Annotated in this window: 18 protein-coding genes and 1 pseudogene; 12 read left to right on the top strand and 7 right to left on the bottom strand. The window is 43.1% G+C overall.

Annotation, left to right across the window (positions count from 1 at the left end; genetic code table 11):
* The first annotated feature begins 696 nt into the window (after positions 1-696).
* Positions 697-4,869, top strand: a complete 4,173-nt coding sequence (locus AC1DPZ_RS09095) for a hybrid sensor histidine kinase/response regulator transcription factor (protein WP_477402659.1) — start codon at positions 697-699, stop codon at positions 4,867-4,869.
* A gap of 183 nt (positions 4,870-5,052) precedes the next feature.
* Here the strand turns inward: AC1DPZ_RS09095 and AC1DPZ_RS09090 are convergent, their stop codons facing one another.
* From AC1DPZ_RS09090 to AC1DPZ_RS09065, 6 genes are all read right to left on the bottom strand, one after another.
* Positions 5,053-6,396 (bottom strand): family 43 glycosylhydrolase, encoded by a 1,344-nt coding sequence (locus AC1DPZ_RS09090; RefSeq protein WP_477402658.1) that lies wholly within the window; start codon positions 6,394-6,396, stop codon positions 5,053-5,055.
* Positions 6,397-6,735: a beta-xylosidase family glycoside hydrolase gene (locus tag AC1DPZ_RS09085; RefSeq protein ID WP_477402657.1), complete on the bottom strand. Its 339-nt coding sequence runs from the start codon at positions 6,733-6,735 to the stop codon at positions 6,397-6,399. It abuts the gene before it with no gap.
* 48 nt (positions 6,736-6,783) lie between these two features.
* The gene (locus tag AC1DPZ_RS09080; RefSeq protein ID WP_477402656.1) at positions 6,784-7,905 is read right to left on the bottom strand and encodes an alpha/beta hydrolase-fold protein; all 1,122 of its coding nucleotides are present in this window, start codon (positions 7,903-7,905) and stop codon (positions 6,784-6,786) included.
* A 55-nt stretch (positions 7,906-7,960) separates the two neighbouring features.
* Entirely contained in the window at positions 7,961-9,409 is a 1,449-nt protein-coding gene (locus AC1DPZ_RS09075; RefSeq protein ID WP_477402655.1) for a family 43 glycosylhydrolase, read from the bottom strand.
* 51 nt (positions 9,410-9,460) lie between these two features.
* A complete protein-coding gene (locus tag AC1DPZ_RS09070) occupies positions 9,461-10,192 on the bottom strand; it encodes a hypothetical protein (protein ID WP_477402654.1) in 732 nt (243 codons plus the stop codon).
* 276 nt (positions 10,193-10,468) lie between these two features.
* Complete coding sequence (locus AC1DPZ_RS09065) at positions 10,469-10,762, bottom strand: TetR/AcrR family transcriptional regulator (protein ID WP_477402653.1); 294 nt, start codon at positions 10,760-10,762, stop codon at positions 10,469-10,471.
* A 73-nt stretch (positions 10,763-10,835) separates the two neighbouring features.
* Here AC1DPZ_RS09065 and AC1DPZ_RS09060 point away from each other — a divergent pair, with 73 nt between their 5' ends.
* The 7 genes and pseudogenes from AC1DPZ_RS09060 to AC1DPZ_RS09030 all read left to right on the top strand — a co-directional run.
* Positions 10,836-11,207: a response regulator gene (locus tag AC1DPZ_RS09060; protein ID WP_477402652.1), complete on the top strand. Its 372-nt coding sequence runs from the start codon at positions 10,836-10,838 to the stop codon at positions 11,205-11,207.
* Positions 11,208-11,258: 51 nt separating this feature from the next.
* Positions 11,259-11,531, top strand: coding sequence for a hypothetical protein (locus AC1DPZ_RS09055; RefSeq protein WP_477402651.1), 273 nt, complete (start codon positions 11,259-11,261; stop codon positions 11,529-11,531).
* Positions 11,528-12,298 (top strand): non-homologous end joining protein Ku, encoded by a 771-nt coding sequence (gene ku, locus AC1DPZ_RS09050; protein ID WP_477402650.1) that lies wholly within the window; start codon positions 11,528-11,530, stop codon positions 12,296-12,298. The genes AC1DPZ_RS09055 and ku overlap by 4 nt, the downstream gene beginning before the upstream one ends.
* Position 12,299: 1 nt before the next feature.
* Entirely contained in the window at positions 12,300-12,638 is a 339-nt protein-coding gene (locus AC1DPZ_RS09045) for a hypothetical protein (protein WP_477402649.1), read from the top strand.
* A gap of 36 nt (positions 12,639-12,674) precedes the next feature.
* A complete protein-coding gene (locus AC1DPZ_RS09040) occupies positions 12,675-12,917 on the top strand; it encodes a hypothetical protein (protein ID WP_477402648.1) in 243 nt (80 codons plus the stop codon).
* 2 nt (positions 12,918-12,919) lie between these two features.
* Complete coding sequence (locus tag AC1DPZ_RS09035; protein WP_477402647.1) at positions 12,920-13,081, top strand: hypothetical protein; 162 nt, start codon at positions 12,920-12,922, stop codon at positions 13,079-13,081.
* 211 nt (positions 13,082-13,292) lie between these two features.
* A pseudogene (locus tag AC1DPZ_RS09030) lies at positions 13,293-13,445 on the top strand (DUF6496 domain-containing protein); the annotation flags it as partial.
* Between the two features lie 82 nt (positions 13,446-13,527).
* Here AC1DPZ_RS09030 and AC1DPZ_RS09025 read toward each other — a convergent pair.
* Positions 13,528-14,382, bottom strand: a complete 855-nt coding sequence (locus tag AC1DPZ_RS09025) for an SDR family oxidoreductase (RefSeq protein WP_477402646.1) — start codon at positions 14,380-14,382, stop codon at positions 13,528-13,530.
* A 267-nt stretch (positions 14,383-14,649) separates the two neighbouring features.
* On the opposite strand from AC1DPZ_RS09025, the gene AC1DPZ_RS09020 reads away from it, so the two are divergent.
* The 4 genes from AC1DPZ_RS09020 to AC1DPZ_RS09005 all read left to right on the top strand — a co-directional run.
* On the top strand, positions 14,650-15,192 hold the full coding sequence (locus tag AC1DPZ_RS09020; protein WP_477402645.1) for a YciE/YciF ferroxidase family protein: 543 nt from the start codon (positions 14,650-14,652) through the stop codon (positions 15,190-15,192).
* Between the two features lie 84 nt (positions 15,193-15,276).
* Positions 15,277-15,438: a myosin N-terminal SH3-like domain-containing protein gene (locus AC1DPZ_RS09015; RefSeq protein WP_477402644.1), complete on the top strand. Its 162-nt coding sequence runs from the start codon at positions 15,277-15,279 to the stop codon at positions 15,436-15,438.
* 144 nt (positions 15,439-15,582) lie between these two features.
* Positions 15,583-15,885: a DUF3175 domain-containing protein gene (locus tag AC1DPZ_RS09010; RefSeq protein WP_477402643.1), complete on the top strand. Its 303-nt coding sequence runs from the start codon at positions 15,583-15,585 to the stop codon at positions 15,883-15,885.
* A gap of 483 nt (positions 15,886-16,368) precedes the next feature.
* Positions 16,369-17,891, top strand: a 1,523-nt coding sequence (locus AC1DPZ_RS09005) for an ATP-dependent DNA helicase (RefSeq protein ID WP_477402642.1), incomplete at its 3' end; no start/stop codon positions are given.

Raw genomic sequence — 17,891 nt, 5'->3', positions numbered from 1 at the left:
AGAAAACGGTTATAAGGCCAATAAGCCGGATGAATTGGTTCATGATATTTAGTTAATTCAGATTGTACCCAGGCGTTTTAAATTGAAGTGTTGGTTCAAAAATTGGTGGTTCACCTGGCGAATAAGTATTAATCATCCATAGCCTCAGAATTTAGTCCACTGAATAAAAAATGGAACAATGGTGAAACCAACAATTGTTAAATCAAGTTCGACCAAAAGTATTTTGAAAACAGAACTTGATGTGCCACAAATGTTGAATAAATCAACACTTTAGTTGAAATAAGTGGTCTTTTGTGACATCGACGCCTTAATCAGGCGCACAATATCAAAAATCCTAAATCATTTACTAGTTTAACATCCCATTTCGGCGCCGAAAGAAATCGTTATACTGAAGGCATATCAATAATAAACTGCTGCCCTCAATTTGCAATAAATTAAGAGGGTGTTATCGGATATGTTACGCTATCATATTCAAATATGCATATAAACATTTCGCCAGATATCCAATTTAGGTCACTATTTTTTTATTTATGCAATCGATTGTTTTTTGTAGATTTATGGTTTACATTTACGTTATGTGATTTTCAGTAAACGTTTGAAGTCGCACCTTTATAAACCTCTTGTTTTCGAAATTAAATTTATCAGTACAATCATCTGCCGATAAAAACGGATGGCTGTGCATTTTTTAAAAAAGCTATGGCATTTGGCATGTTAAATCCCTCTCTTTCACGTAAGCAAACTACGGTTACCCGGTTGTTTTTAATTATATTAACGGTATCACTCGGCATCACTATTCAATGCCGTGGGCAGGCTATACGATTTACTGTAATGACATCTCACGACGGTTTGCTCTCGAATACGGTTAATGCGATCACAAAGGACCACTATGGATTTTTATGGTTTGCAACCGCCGATGGATTGGACAGATTTGACGGTATGGAACATAAGCCATATCGCTTTGATCCGGCAGATAAATCGGGCTATCGCTCCAAAGAAGTAGCCAGCATGTATGAGGATGAAGCAGGGCAGTTTTGGGTAGGTACAATGGGGGGCGGTTTATATTACCTCGACCGTTCTCACGATCAGTTCCGGACCTACCCGGAGAGTCCTGCAGGTGGTCATCTTGCAAAAAGCTATATAAAATCTATTTACGGTGATGCTAATGGCCGTCTTTGGATAGGGATGATAGGAGGCTTGTGCGTACTTGACCCCAAAACAAAAAAAGAAATATTTTATAAGGCTGACGAACACAAACCGGGGCAACTCCGTTCGGGTGTCATATTATCCATCTTCAGGGATAGCCAGGGGCGAATGTGGATTGGTACGGATAAAGGCCTTTATCTTTATCACGAAGGATCAAACAGCTTCATTGCCTTTCGGCATGAAAACAACACCCCCTCAAGTATCCCAAACGAGGGAATAAATACTATAGCCGAATACCAGCACAGGTTATGGATAGGAACTAATGATGGACTAAGTTGTTTATCGCCGGATTTAAAAACTTTTAAAAATTATAAATACAAGCCTAATAACGATAGTACGCTCAGCGGCAACCTTATTTATAGCACAGCCGCGAACGGTAATAAAATTTGGGTAGGTACCGAAGGCGGTTTGAATATTTTAGATCCGGCATCCGGAAAGGTAAAACGCTACAATCATGACGACCGGGACCAATTCAGTGTAAGCAGCAAATCTATCCGCTACATATATAATGATTCCGATGGGATTTATTGGCTTGGCACTTACCAGGGAGGCGTGGATAAGTATGACAGGAACCTTACCTTATTTAATTCGAAGCAAAATAATGCCTATGACCCTGCCGGACTAAGCGCACCCTTCGTTTCATCGTTCGCCGAGAACAAGGATGGAGATCTGTTTGTTGGTACAGATGGAGGCGGGCTGAACCTTTTTCACATCAGGAGCGGTTTGTTCAGTCATATTGCTATAAAATCTAAAACAAGGAATAATTCTGCCGGTCTTCCGATATTAAGTATGATGCTYGACCGCAACCAACAACTTTGGATCGGCACTTTTCAGGACGGCCTATTCATTTACGACACAAAAACCGGTGGCTACCAACAGTTAAATGCAGGAAACGGCGATGCGCATATAAACCACAACGAAATTTTTTGTTTGAAGGAAAGCAGCAAGGGCAAAATATGGATAGGAACCAATGGCGGCGGAGTGAATGTGTTTGACCCTGATAAAAAAACCTTTTTTAAATACGTATCAACCCCTGCTTCTGCCAGGGAAGGGCAGTTACCTGTTAATGGTTTTATCAGGGCTATTGAAGAGGATAAAGACGGAAATATTTGGATTGGCACCTATGGCAGTGGAATAGCAGTTTTAAATCCTACAACTCAAAAGTTCAGGGTGTATAATAATAAAAATACCGGAATGGCGATCGATCGCACATTTTCGCTGTTGCAGGACCATAATGGCAATATGTGGATTGGCACTGCCGGAGATGGATTATTTTGCTTTAATCTGAACCAAAAAAAATTGGTTAATTATTCCGCACCAGACGAACTGCCAGATGGAGTAGTGCATAAACTACTGGAAGACTATAACGGTAACATATGGTTAAGTACTGATAAAGGAATATGCATGCTTAATGCGGCGTCTAAAAAATTCACTCATTATTCTGCCTACAATGGCCTGCAAAATGATGCTTTCATCGACGGATCGGGCCTCCGGTCAACCAAAGGACTGCTTTTCTTTGGCGGTGCCAAGGGCTTTAATTATATTGACCCACAGCAAGAGGTAAAAAGTAACAACAATGCCCCCCCGGTATTTTTAACCAACCTTAAAGTAAATAATAACAATGTATTATCTGGCAGCCACTCGCCACTTAAACAAGATATTTCGGTAGCGAAGCAGATTGATCTGGATTACAAGGAAAACTTTTCGATCAGTTATTCTGCAATTAATTTTACGCTTCCACAGCAGAACAAATATGCCTACATTCTTAAATCATTCAATAAAAGCTGGAATTATGTAGGTTCGGCCACCACAGCGTATTATACCAATTTAGACCCGGGAGAATACCTGTTTGTAGTGCGGGCTTGCAACAACGATGGAATATGGAACAACACAGGCGCACAAATCCGCATCGTGATCCACCCACCAATATGGATGACCTGGTACGCCTATTTGCTATATGCGTCGATGGCTGTGGGCGCACTTCTGTTCATCCGTCACCGGGGTATAAAAAAATTAAAAAGTAAACTTGCGCTTGAACAGGAAAGAAAGGAAGCAGAACGGCTGCATGAACTTGATATGCTTAAGATTAAATTTCTTACCAACCTAAGCCACGAGTTCCGTACGCCAATTTCACTTATCATGGCGCCTGCAGATAAGCTATTAGCAGAACATAAGGACGAGCAAACCACTGGACAACTGGCAGTGATACGACGAAATGCGCGACGGCTGTTGAATTTGGTAAACCAACTTTTAGATTTCCGCAAATTAGAAGAACAAGAATTAAAGCTTAACCTGACCGAAGGTGAAATAATTTCATTCATAGGCGATGTTGTAGATTCTTTTCATGATTTGTCGGAATCGAAAAGCATCACTTTTAATTATAAGGCGCCCCAGGAAAAATTGTTCGTACGCTTTGATCACGACAAAGTGGAGCGTATTTTATTTAACCTGCTCTCCAACGCTTTTAAATTTACATTACCCGGAGGGAGTGTTTCTGTAAATATTACCAGGCATCCCACGTCCAACATAGATAAAGCGGTGTTGGAATTTAAAATAAGTGACACCGGTATTGGTATTGACCCGGATAGAAAACATTTAATATTCAAACGGTTTTATCAGGCAGGGGATCCTAATATAGTAAACGTAAATCCGGGAAGCGGAATCGGCCTTTCAATTACTAAAGAGTTTATTGAAATGCATGGTGGCAGCATTACTGTTGAAAGTGAATTAGGAAAAGGTTCAGATTTCAGCGTGTTAATTCCTCTTGAAGTTTTTGCTGATAGGTCAATGGAAATTCAGCTGCCGGTTAAAACAGATGTTAAAGAAAAAGATTCCCGTATAAAAAGAAATATTGCCCAGACAATTACAGACATGTCGGTACTGCTTATTGTAGAAGATAACGTTGAGTTTCGCTATTATATTAAAGATAGTTTAATGGCCCAATATAAAATTGTTGAGGCTTCAAATGGTATAGAGGGTTGGGATAAGGCGCTATCATGCCATCCTGATTTGATCATTAGCGATATAACTATGCCATTTATGAATGGCATTACGCTGAGCAGGAAAATAAAAGCCGATAAACGTACCAGCCACATCCCATTGATAATGCTTACCGCCTGCACACGCGAAGATGAGCAGCTAAGAGGACTCGAATCCGGGGCAAACGATTACTTGACCAAACCCTTTAATTTTGAAATTTTAAATGTCAAGATTAAAAATCTTTTGCAACTCAACACCATGCTTAAAAACACCTATAAAAAGCAATTAAAAGTTATTCACCCAGACATAGAGGTGTCATCGAGCGGAGAAATTTTTTTAAATAAGGTGGTCAATTACATAGACAACAACTTAAATAATCCAAAATTCTCTGTTGTAGATCTCAGCGAACATTTGTCGATGAGCAGGGGGGCGCTCTACACCAAAATATTTGAGCTTACCGGTCTTCCCCCTGTTGAATTTATCCGATCATATAAACTCGACCGGGCCGCAATATTGCTTCTGAAGAGTGATTTAACCGTTACACAAATAGCCTATGAGGCAGGTTTTGCGACACCTCATTATTTTTCCCGGTCGTTTAGAGAGAAGTTTAATATGCTTCCATCCGATTATAGAAAGGTAGAGAATAGCAGCGTGATGGATAAAAAAGAGGCTCTTATGTCATTGTAACAATGCCTTCTATGCCAGGCAGATCTGCGCGTGCCTTTTGCATTTGAGCAAACAAAGTGTAAGAAAAAGCGAGGAACAGTTGTAATAACTTTAGTGTCACTTGATTTTAGCGGCGTGTATACAGGTGTATGTCAACGGGTTTTCATCCGGATAGCTTTATCAGACACTTACGGTATATAAAGCTTATTCAAAGCTTATCCAGTCAACTTCTACACGGTCGCCGCCTTTTAATTGTACTATAATGTTGCTGACACTGCGAGGCATAGATGAAACTGCTTTTTTAACAACATTCCAGTTATTTCCTTTTGGTATAACAAGTTTCGCTATAATCTTGCCCGGTTTATCTTCAGTACTTATATATAAAGTTCCTCCGGTTGCTGAACAGGCATTTATGTTAATGTGCCCTGTTGTTTTTTTGCCAAAAACCACACTGTTATATTTCACCCACGAATTGGTTTTATTGAAAATAATTTTCCARCCCTTGAATTTGTTTATCGTGTCGAGAAACCCCACCTCTACCCCATCCGCGCTTTTAGCACTAAACCTGTCTATCTGTATTTTTTTTGATGAGGCGGTTACACCAACGCCACGTAATGTGGGAATAACCTTGCGGATAGTGCCATCTTCATTAAAAAACAAACTATCGGCCCGTACCGCACGGTTTTTATCAAAGCTTGGCGATAAGTCGTCATTATGATAAAATAAGTACCATTGATTTTTAAATTCGATAATCGATTGATGGTTTGTCCAGCAGCCAGAAGCTGATTCGTCCATAATTACGCCGGCGTATTTAAAAGGCCCTAAAGGGCTATCTGACATGGCATATTCCAGCCGTTCTGTTTTATCAGCTACATGCGGATAGGTCATATAGTAAATACCTTTTCGTTCAAATAAATAAGGCCCTTCTTTTAAGCCCTTATCAGGGAAGCCTTCAAGTTTTACCGGCTCCGATGCCAGTTCAAGCATATTAGCTTTGAGTTTAGCGCCGTACAGGTTTCCCTGCGCCCAATAAATATACGCCTGTCCGTCCTTATCGATCTGTACATTCGGATCTATGCCATGAATTCCGGCTATGGGCAACGGCTGTGGAACGAAGGGGCCGTAAGGTTCGTCGGCAATTGCAACACCAACAGAGAACCCTTTGGGGTTACCGGATTTTGCAGTGGCGGGGAAATAAAAATAATATTTTCCGGCCCGCTCAATACAATCAGGAGCCCACATGCTATATGCTGTCGAGTCGGTCCAGGGCACTTTATTTTGACTTACAATTACGCCGTGATCCGTCCAATCGGTTAGGTTAGGCGATGAGAATACATGATAATCCTGCATACAAAACCAACCAGGTTTGCCATGCCCGGGCGTGGCCGGAATATCGTGTGAGGGATAAAGATATACCTTGCCGTTAAAAACGCGGGCCGAGGGATCGGCGGTGAACTGGTTTTGTATAAGTGGGTTTTGTGCCATCAAACAATTGAACCATAAGATAGATACAATTAGCGCTGCGCATTTCTTAAAATCTTTCATCATTTACAATTTTGGGGTTGAAATTTTATCGCCTAACCGGAAATAATCGAAGTCGGCATATCCTCCTGTAACTTTTGTGGCGTAGTTAAAAAGACCAAACCTGTAACCCATAAAGTGTGGAATGGTATAAGCCATTTGAAGCGTGGTGCCAATTGGTATCCATTTATTCCCGTCGGTGCTGTAATAAAAATACACTTTGTCAGTACGGTCTTTAAAATCACACGCTACCTTTAAATACACCCGTTTTTGGGTTAAGGGAATACTTGCCGATTCTGTTGGCGAAGCACCCTGTGCATTTACCATAACGATAAACTTATTGCCGCTCTCTACCTTCACGGCCACCCATCCAAATTTTTAAGAATACTTAATATATTAACACGATAAGACCACTCAGTCATTAAACAACAGCGGTGCAAGTTCTTTCAGGCTGCGGCGCCAGGTTAGAAACTCATGGGCAGTATTTTCTGAAATAAAAGATACGGCATTGTAACCAGCTTCTTTTAATGCAGCCGCAGCTTTATTTACGCCAGCAGGATTTTCCTTGCTGCCGCAACTTATAAAAATGAGTTTAGCTTTAGGTTTATCCTTTAATTCAGCGGGAGTATAAGTCCCTCCGCTTAAAAGACCGTAGTATGCAAATTCATCTGGCCTAGCAAGTGTTATCAAATGCGTTTCCATGCCTCCCATTGATAAACCTGCCATCGCACGGTGCGCCCTATCTGCAACTGTACGGAAGCTGGCATCCACATAAGGCACTAATTCATCAGTTAATACGGTTTCAAAAGCATCTATCTTAAAATTCCTCAAACCGCCCGCTCCTATTTTAACATCGTTGGTCATGCCATAAGTCATCACTATAATGAAGGGTTTTATTTTGCCTTCGGCAATTAAATTATCCATGATCAGATTGGCGTGCCCCTGGTTGCTCCATGCAGTCTCGTCTTCGCCCCAGCCGTGTTGTAAATACAGCACCGGGTATTTCGATCTTTCCTTATCGTAACCCGGAGGTGTGTAAACGAAAGCCCTCCGCTGGGTATTTGTACTTTTTGAAGGAAAAAGTATTTGCTGCACATTACCGTGAGGTACATCCTTTAAGGCATAAAAGTTCTTGTCATGAGCCGGTATTTCTATACCGCTTTCCCAACGGGTGGATCCATAATAATTCAATGTGCCCGGGTCATTAAATATGCCGCCATCAACTATTAAATGGTAGTAGTGAAACCCCTCGTCCATTGGACCTTCCGTTGTGCCAGAAAAATACCCGTCAGCGCCTTTGGTAAGTTTAGTACCCCCTCTTCCGCCCAGGCCTAAAGTAACCCGTATGCTGTCGGCATTAGTTGCCTTTATACGAAAACGTGCATAACCTTGCGAATTAACCTGGGGATATTCCTGCCCCGGCTGGTTAAGGCCGGAAGCTTGAAAATCTTCCTTGATATCTACAGGAGTTTGGGCCTTGGCAATACAACAGGCCAGGGTAACCATTAATACAATAACTAAACATTTAAAATTCATATCTGCATAATTTAAGTTTCAGGATAGTTGCATTTCCAGATCACATTTAAATAAGTTAGTGAGTCCTAAAATTCCACTTAGAATTATCACTATTCATATCAAATTTGGCGAGTGTAGGTGTGCTGTCGCCAGAAGATACTAAAGTCAATTGCTCTTTCGAATTTGGAACCACTTTTGGCATAATTCTATAAGTTCCATCAGTCAACTGATCAATTCGCCATAATTGCTCGGGCGTGCCGGTAAACGTTGGGACTGTTATCAGTTCAGCTTCTGCTGTTGCTGCTAATGCACGGTCTGTTCCGGCAATTACTATTTTATAATATGGTCCGCCTAAATATCCTCCTGCGGCAGAAACTTGTGAAATAGTCCATTTTTGATGTGGGCGAAATACATAATCACCTATCCTTACACCAATGTTTTCAGCTGGCCAGCTTTTAACTACATCTGCTAATTCCTGGGACGGCACCGGTTTTACGGGTTCATCATTATTTCGGTTAAATCGCATTCCACCCGGCATTCTTATAAAATCAACACCTAATTCTAAGGCGTATCCCCTACGCTCAGACTCAATCTCGTAAGTTCCATCCTTAAAATTATCACCCGCAACAGGCCATCCATTTTTCCATAGTAACGGGCGGATGCCTAACACGCTACGACCACTTTGATCCAGATCTGCCTCGTAATGACAAGACATCTTTTCAACGCCGTTTTCAACTACTATACGTCCAAAATGCCCTGGCCCAATCAGCCTGTCGCCAGCTGTAACTACCATTTTGCCACCTCCCTTCAACATATCTCTTCCCATGTTATCAAGGTACGGACCCGTTACCTTTTTGGAGCGGCCAACAACAATATTATAGGTTGAGTTTGGGCCATCGCAGCATGTGCCGTGTGTTCCAAGCAAATAGTACCATCCGTCCCGATATAACAGATCTGTGGCTTCACAATCGATGGCTATGTTTAATGCTTTATTACCTTCCACACGCTTACCCGTTTTGGGATCAAGTTCCACAAGGCGTATATACCCAAAATAGGTGCCGTAGGATAACCATAACCTTCCATCATTTGGGTCCAGAAGAAGCGCCGGGTCTATCGCGTCATTATCCTCTATCCCATCGGACGAGGCAACTTTGACAGCCTCTGAATATTTAAAATCAGGGGATTTTGGATCAAGCGACTTATTCCACATGGTAAGTATTGTTCCGTTATGACCGCCCGCCAGGCCACCGCCAGTTGCGCCATATACAATCAGGTAGCGGTCGCCAATTTTTAATACATCAGGAGCGGCTCCGCCGCCGGGTCTTACTGCGCCTCCCGCCCATGTCCAGCCATCTTCGGATATTAATCCGCCTCCACCTGTTCCAAATGTGAAATACTTTCCATCAGATTCTGTGATAGTTGACGGATCATGTATAAATGGTTTACCAACTTGTGCTATCGCATTTCCGGTTAACCACAATAAAAATAGGGCTATGGTGCTTATTCCCTTTATTATTAGTTTCATAATTACTTAATTGCTATACAAATTCGACGTTAAGTGGGATGATCAACTAATTTATTTTAGGCTGATAGTGAGATCTTTTATCGGACTTCCTTTTTCGTCCAGCAGACGAACGCAAAAATCACTAAGTCCGGGCCCGTTGATTACTGCTGCCCGTATGATATTTTTGCCTTTGTTGAGTGTCAATCGGGTCGAGACACAATCATCCATTACCATGCGTCTATCGCCGTCAAGTATCACTGCTTCTTTTCCATTTAGCCACCACATTGATCCTCCGTTTGACCCTACTGCCAATCTTACATTTTTTATTTCCCGCGGACTGTTGACTATGGTTACCGCCCAAAACAAAACGGCATAGGTCTGTTTCCTTAACCCGTAGGCAAAACGAAATAATTTGAGGTTGAAATCCGGACTTTCCAATGCATGCCATAATAGCTCCTGCTCTCCAACTTTTACTTTTTCCAGATCTTTCGGGATAACCGTAAACTGGTTTGGAAAATAATCGGTTTCAAATTGTGTTTTCAGGTAGTTGTCTGTAAAAACAAGATTACTCCGTATTGATTTATTAATGGGCTCTAAAAGTAACCACCGCTGAATAAATCCCTCAGGATTCGGGGTCTTTTTTGATGCGGTTGCCGGGATAAAGAATGGTGCGAGGCTTCGCGTGGTATCATTTTCGGTTATCGGATCGATCTTGCCCGAAGTTGCAGACTGTCCCTGTGATCTTAATCCTGCCAAGATTACAAAGCCCGCCGCCAGCAACGATGCATTACGTTTCATATTCATAGTAGATACTTTAACTTAAAATCAATTTTTATAAATAATAAATTGCCGAAAATACAAGTGAAGATTCCGCCCGTCGATGGATTGCATGGAAATCGTTTGCCCATGCGACATCGATGGCCTAATACCTTCAAGTATTATTGATGATGTTTTGCGTCAACATTCAAATGTTTCTCCAATTTTAAAAAATGGCTTATAAATTATTGACCCAAAACTATACTTTCAGAAAAGGACTTCATTACACTATTGAGCAATAAAAGTCAACTTTTGTCAATAATGCTAGAACTTAAATAATTCCTGCAAAATGTCCGTTATTATTAATTGGCTATTGCCAGGATTGGCATCTTTTAGAAGCGATCTCAGATGCTCCGAAAAGACTATCCAATAATCATTTTCAGTGATATAAACTTCTGTAAGGTTATTTAAATTACCAAAGTAACGACATACCAATTTTCTATCAACACCTGCCTCGCGCGCAACATTACTGATGCGAACGTCCTTAAAACCCTTTGTTTTAATGATCTGACCTACTGCATCAATAAGCTTTCGCTTGGTTTGTTCTTTATCTTTCATTGGATAAGATTGGAGCCGCACCGTTGACTAAGAAACGGAATATTACCATTGACCAACTAAAACTTATAAGAGATTGCAAAACGATTCGAAAAAAATTTTAGTCGTTGACGATGATCCGGATATCCGGGAGCTCATCGTGATGACACTGGAGTCAGAGGGCTACAAGGTTTCCGGGTTGGGCAATGGCCAGGCCGTAGTGGATACGGTGCAGCAAACACAGCCGGATATTGTGCTGCTTGACGTTCAATTGGGTGACCGGGATGGCGGGGATATTTGCAGAGAACTGAAGGAGCAGCCAGCGACCCATGATATTCCTATTATTATTATTTCTGCAAACCACGGTTGGCAGACTCTTGAAGAGAAGCAGTGCGAAGCCGACGATTTCCTGGCCAAACCATTTGACCTGACGGAATTGGTAGATCATGTCAGGCGTTTTGCAGCCTGAAAACAAGCTTGCTTAATTTAAACAAAAGCCGCTTAAAGTCGTTTTTATCTTATGGAAAACTACGGAATCACGATAAGCATTGATAAGGAAGTACATCATTTCGAGGTGGGCGAATATGTACACCACGAAGATGATAAATGTAAGTACCGGATATGTGAGAACGGTGCTTACGTCGCCAGCTTCACGCCGGACGACAATGACTTCCTTCATATCTGCCAGAATCCCGGAAATGTTGCGGAGGAAGTACTGCATCTGCTGGCGGATCAGATCGAGGCACACCATCCGCAGGACATCAATGATAACATCAGAAAATTAAAGCTATGAGAAGCATCTGGAAAGGTTCAATCGGGTTTGGGCTGGTAAGTATCCCGATCAAATTATATGCTGCTGTGCAAACTTCGACACTGGACCTGGATATGCTGGACAGCCGCGACCACGCACATATCAAGTTCCAGCGGGTGAACGAGAACACTAAAAAGGAAGTACCTTATGATAAGATCGTCAAGGGTTACAAATATGATGATGATTATGTGATCGTCGAGGATGCGGATTTTGAAGCTGCTGCCCCGGAAAAAAGCAAGGTGATCGAGATCGAGAATTTCGTTGACATCGCATCGGTTAATCCGATGTTTTATGAAACCTCGTACTACACCGAACCCGAAACTAAAAATAATAAAGCCTACGCATTATTGCTCGAGGCACTAAAAAAATCCGGTAAAGCCGGACTGGCCCGGTTCGTCCTGCGCAGTACGGAAAGCTTGTGCATTGTGCACCCGGTAAAAAAAGCCATCGTGGTTACGCGCATTCGTTTTGAGCAGCAGATCCGTGACCAGGACGAATTGAAATTGGATGACAAACCAGCGGTGAATAAAAAAGAACTGGATATGGGCCTGGCCCTGATCAATCAATATGCAGAACCGCTGGACCTGTCAAAGTATAAGGACGAATACCATACGGAGTTGTTGAAACTGATTGAAGCTAAAGCCAAAGGTAAACGCCCGACCATTAAGAAATTGAAACCGAAGGCCGCTAAAAGCGACGATCTTTACGATCAATTGATGAGTAGTTTGAAGGTTAAGAAAGGAGCCTGATATGATGAATCCTGTACATACCAGTATTCACCGGTCCGATGGCAGCGATAGCTACGTCATCATTGAGTCGATCCTTGGAAAAGATGGTGAACAAGGTTTGCGTCCGACCGGCGTTTTCAAGATTTACGAAGACGCCTTTCCAAATGAAATCTATTTGTTGGCCGAACCCCTGGAAGCGGAGGAAACAGCCGGCAAACTGCCAGATGGGCTGAATCCAGATTACCTGGGGCAGTTCATCATTGCTGGTGCCGACTGGAAGTATGAGGGCAATCTTCTAACCTTAGCTGAACAGGCGGAATTGATCTTCCTTATCCGGGACTACCAGGAACCGGATATTTAACCTATAACATTAAGTGATTAAATCTATTAATCTTTTATGAAAAATCCATTTGAAAAAAAAGACCATACCGGCCTGATCGTTGRGATCGCGCTTGGCGTTGCGACAGGCATCGGCCTGGGCTGGTTGTTCCTGACTAACAAAGGCGCGCAGTACCGTCGACACATAACCGGAAAGTTTAAGGACGGGCTCAGCGATGCGGCGGCTAATGTGATCGATAAAAAAACGATCATTCCTAAAAAAGCGGCGAAGGTGGCGACAGATGCTGTTATCAAAAAATAGCTATGAAAAAAGGAAAAACATTCACAGAAGTGGATGCTGCAGCAGGCAATGCGGCTTGGCTTACACGCTCTTCGCAAAAAGGACAGCAGATGCAGACCAGGACGAGCCAAAACTTACTGACAAGTAACGGCCAACAAAAAGGAATTGGATATAATTGGCATTAATCAAACTGAGCCTAAAATGTCAAAAGTTCATTTATTAGTGAAAAACAAATATCCTGTAATTCTCCACTATAATCTAACATAGCACATTTCCGAAAAGAAAATCCTTTTTTGTCATTTCTAAGTTACAGTTTCAACCGCTTGTTATTGTTTTTCAATTTTATAGGCATGCCGTTGTACAGGCTGACTTGTTGCTGATGCAAGGTCGAAAAAGTATATGGATGAAATGAAAGAGGGCATATTAAAAAACGGCAAAACCGGTAAAAAAGTGACTTTTAAAAAGCAAGCCGTTGCTATCGGTCTTTCCGAAACCCGTAGAGAAGGGGCTAAAGTACCCAAGAAAAAACTTAATCCATCCTATTTATGAAAGACGGAAACAAAATGATTCGGCGGCAGGCCGTCTCCGGCCAGGGTGCTGATGAAGGAAAAACAATATAAATCAGTCCGGCTCAGCCATTGACCACTTCACCCCCATTCACATGGATTACCTGCCCGGTAATAAACGAGGCATCATCAGAGGCCAGGAAAACATAGGCAGGCCCAAGTTCTGATGGCTGCCCGGCGCGTTTCATCGCGGTTTCGCTGCCAAAGCTTTTGATCTTTTCTTCATCAAATGTGGATACGATCAGTGGCGTCCATACCGGCCCCGGTGCCACCGCGTTGACGCGGATCTTCTTTTCAGCGAGGTTGGTAGCCAGTGAACGGGTAAACGTGGTGATCGCACCTTTGGTGGAAGARTARTCRATCAGCGCCGGCGATGAGCGGTAAGCGGTTACCGAAGTGGTGTTGATGATACAGTCTCCTTCCTGCATGTATTCCAGCGCAGCCTCGGCGAAATAGAAATAAGCGAAAATATTGGTCCGGAAGGTGTTCTCCAGCTGCTTATCGCTGATATTTTTGACGTCTTTTTGAGGCACTTGCATACCGGCATTGTTCACCAGGATGTTGAGCTTGCCGAATTCTTTGATCACCTGTTTGACGGCTTTTTTACAAAAGCTGCTATCTTTTACATCACCTTTGATCAGCAGGCATTTTTGTCCGGCCACCTCTACCAGGTCTTTGGTTTCTTTGGCATCCTGATCTTCGTTTAAATAAACAATAGCGATATCGGCACCTTCATCGGCAAAATGAAGACATACCGCGCGGCCTATACCGCTGTCGCCACCGGTCACCAAAGCTACCTTATCTGTTAGTTTTCCGGCTGCTTTATAGGTGTCTTTGATACATTCCGGCCGGGGTTCCATCCTGGCTTCAATACCTGGCTGGCGATTTTGTTTCTTTGGCTTTTTGGTTGCAGTTTCCATCGGTTTTGATTTTTTAGATACAATAAGTTCTTATTTTGATCACTGGATGTCAATTGGTCAATTTCCGGAACATAGCCTGACTCATTAATTAATAAGAAAACAACAAAAAGATGTTACAGTTTTATAAAAATGGCTCCCTGTTATGATTTTCACAATTGTATAAAAGTAGGATGGTAAAATTTTGTTTTTTCTTAAACAAAGCCCAAGTCAACCTGTTAATTAAATTAACTTCTAAGAAATTATTCATGAACATTAAATGATTGATCTATGGAAACTCAAGTTCAAAATGCGGCGGATTCTAAATTAAAGGAATTCTTTGTTGATCAACTGGAAGATTTGTTATGGGCAGAAAAAAAACTGGTTAAAACGCTGCCTAAAATGCAGGACGCTGCTACCTCCCCCGAATTGAAGAATGCTTTTGGTAACCACCTGTCACAAACCCAAAACCACGTCAGTCGCCTGGAGCAGGTGTTTGGCATCATTGGTGAGGATGTGGACACCACCAAATGTCCGGCGATGGCAGGTATTGTGGACGAAGGCGAAGATATCATTGACGATACGGCAGAAGGCACCGCCCAGCGCGATGTTGGCCTCATCTTTGCCGGTCAGAAAGCCGAGCATTATGAAATTGCCACCTATGGCGGAATGGTGACACTGGCAAAGACACTGGGTTATAATGACGCTGCAGATATCCTGAGTCAAACTTTAGCAGAAGAAAAGGAAGCTGATACGCTACTCACTCAAATCGCTGAAAATAATGTGAATTACCGGGCCAGTACAGAACCCAAAAAAGAAGGATTCTTTTCCTGATAATTAAGTATAACCTTCCGATAAAAGGGCCTTGGCAATACTGCCGGGGCCACTTTGAGGATGACAAAATAAATCAATAACCTGATGAATAGCGCGGCATTACCAAAGGGACAACGCATCACAACACCCGAAGGACCGGGTGAGGTGATCGAAATTATTGGCGACAATGTTGTTGTTAAACTGGATAGCGGCGAAACTAAAACTTTCCCTTCCGATGATGTTGAAGATGATAGCAGCGCAGGTTGACACTTAACCAGCTTTAATAAAATTCATGGCAGCATGAAATAGGCGGAAGCGGAAGCGCAAAAAGAGGCGTCGCGGCAAGGCGTGGTCAAGCTGGTTTAGCGGCCAAACCAGGGGTACCTAGTTTTTGATTAATGCAATTATCCCATGACGACAAAAACGAAAAAAACAGTAAAAAAATGGTCGGCTGATGTAACTGAACACAGCAATGCCATGGACCTGGAACAGGATATTTTTAAATCCGGTGACCCGGATAAAATAGCGGCATCCCTGAAACACTCTGCTGAACAAAGCGACCGGCGTAAATCTTCGCCTTATCAAAGCGCGATGTCTATGCTCACGTTTTATGAGAACAGGGCGGGAAAGAATCTGGGTTCCGGGGAAAAAGAAACGCTGGAAATGGCCAAAGATAAGTTGCGGGAATTGTTTGGCAAGAAAAAGAATCCATAAAATTTCCATACCTCAATTGTTCGCCGTTGCAGTTTTAGTGAATCCTTTAATAGTTTGTCAGTTTCTCTAATTTCATTTGTGCTTATGTCATACCTCGTATTCCCTATTAGCTGCCCGACGTAGAAGGTCCCTGATAACAACGCTAAAAGGATCGTCCAAAACAATTCGTGTTTGATAATATAGTGACCTCGTTTTGGTCGCGGCGCGTTTCTTCTTGTTTACTCCGGCGGATAATGCACTTTATCCGTAATGCAAAATTCTCCCAACTCCTCATTCAGCTGCATATGGAACCGTTCTTTCTTTCCATTTACTGAGACATAAACGTAGAACAATTGTACTTTCCGGCGGTTCATCGAAAAAAACTCKAACGTATTTCCCTCTGCTTATTGTGAAATTCTTCATTGCACGAAAATAGAAATAAACCTTTTCGTATGATAGCCTTACCAACAGCTTATCCAGCAAAAAAAGTATTTTTGCGGGCCGATGGACAATCCCGCACTGAATCTCGCTCAAGCTTACGTAGATACGACTAATACCATTGTCTTTTTGACGGGAAAGGCAGGCACCGGCAAAACCACCTTTTTGCGGCAGGTACGCCAGACGACTGAAAAAAGACTGGCCATTGTTGCTCCTACAGGCGTGGCGGCGATCAACGCCGGCGGCATGACCATCCATTCCATGTTCCAGTTGCCCTTCGGTCCCCTACCCCCGAATCTGCCGGAACAGCCGGAAGCCAAGTATAATGACGAAAAGCGCGCTTTGCTGCAAAGCCTCGAGCTGCTGGTGATCGATGAGATCAGCATGGTGCGGCCTGATGTGCTAGACCAGATCGATCTGATCCTCCGAAATGTCCGCGGCAGCCGCCAGCCTTTCGGCGGCGTGCAACTTTTACTGATCGGTGATCTTGCCCAGTTGAGCCCTATCATCCGGGACGACGAGTGGTCCGTTCTGAGACCCTATTATAACACGCCATATTTTTTCAGCAGCATTGTCCTGCAAAAATCAGATTACGTCCGTATAGAACTGGATAAGGTCTACCGTCAAAGCGATGAGCGCTTTATCCGCATCCTGAATGAAATGCGGGAACAGCAGCTAAACGCCGAAAGTCTTGAGCAACTCAACGCCCGGTATATTGAAGGCTTCCGGCCCGAAGCCGGCGACCCTTATATCACGCTGACCACTCACAATAAGGCCGCACAGCAGATCAACCAGGAATGTCTGGACGCTATTGACTATCCGGTAACGGAATATAAAGCGACCGTGCGAGGTGATTTCCCTGCAGACGCCTTTCCGACGGACGCGGTGCTCAAACTGAAAGTGGGCGCGCAGGTGATGTTCGTGAAGAATGATAACTCCCCCGAAAAACGTTATTATAATGGCAAGCTAGGAACGGTGGTCAGGTTAACCCCCGACACGGTCCATGTATTAACGCCCGAGGGTAACGAGATAGAAGTACAGGCGCTGGAATGGTCAAACGTCCGCTACCAGGCGGACGGGGAACATGTTAGCGAAGAAAATGCAGGTACCTTTGCCCAGATCCCACTGAAAACGGCCTGGGCTATTACTGTCCATAAAAGCCAGGGGCTGACCTTTGACAAAGCCGTTATCGATGTGAGCGCTGCCTTCACACACGGACAGGCATATGTGGCCCTCAGCCGCTGCCGTTCATTGGAAGGTTTAGTATTATTAAAGCTGGTCAGCGCTGCCAACGTCATTGCTGACCCAGCGGTGCGACATTTCAACCACGAAATGGCCGGTCAGCAGCCGAACAGGCAAACGCTGCAAAAACATCAGGAGGCCTACCATAACTACCTTTTGAGCGAGCTATTCAACTTCAGTGGCCTTGAGCAGCGTTTTACCAAATTTGAGACATTGCTACCAGAAGTAACAACCGATATATTGACTGTGGCGGTTAAACTTGAAAAGCAGTTGTCTAAATACCCTGATGACCGGATCAAAAACGCGGCAGGATACTTTCAGGAAAAATTAAGCACCGTGGTAAGTTC

It is taken from the genome of Mucilaginibacter sp. P4_G9, from assembly GCF_056400985.1.
Note: the sequence above shows the minus strand (reverse complement) of the source record. Positions and strands in the feature narration are given on the sequence as shown.